Annotated in this window: 1 pseudogene; it reads right to left on the bottom strand. The window is 62.1% G+C overall.

Annotated elements, in window-relative coordinates:
- Nucleotides 1-544, bottom strand: a pseudogene (locus ACRYR9_RS19940) (PRTRC system ParB family protein); the annotation flags it as partial.

The following is a 544-nucleotide window of genomic DNA, read 5'->3' as shown; positions in this document are numbered from 1 at the left end:
CAAGACAGGCACATCGATTCCTTCGATCGCGGCAAGCGCGAGCGAGATCGTCAGATTGAGCCGCTTGTCAGTAGCCAGGCCGGCCACAGAGATAAGGTTCTTCGAGAGATCGGTGGGAGAGCTGGTCTCGTCCGCGATCCGTTCAAAGAGCGTCCCCATCTTGTCGCTGGTGATGGTGCGTGCATGACCGGACAGCGAAAGTGCGAGGAGATAGTGGTTGGCCGTTGCTTCGTTGGCCGCCACCTCCCGGCGTAGCGCCTTGCGCCACACCCCTTGTCGGTAGGTCTTCACCTTGTCCGACTCGGCAATCGACGTGGCCGCGTGTTCGGCCTTTCCGCCCTTGTCCGCGCCCTCCTTGGCCGGCGCGGCTTTGGGGCCCTTAACAGTAGACGGCGCTTCAGCGCGCTCGGCCTTGATCCTCGCTGCAACCTTCTTGGCATTGCAGGACGGATCAAAACACTGACCACGGAAGACCTTGCCCAGGCTGTCCGGCAGACCACTCACCGCGGCGCCGAAATTCTGGCAGCCGTGACATGCTTTCGCC

Origin of the sequence: Kineococcus auxinigenes (assembly GCF_050871525.1) — a bacterium.
Classification (GTDB): Bacteria; Actinomycetota; Actinomycetes; order Actinomycetales; family Kineococcaceae; genus Kineococcus.
The sequence above is the reverse complement of the archived record's forward strand: the minus strand, read 5'-3'. Positions and strand labels throughout refer to the sequence as shown.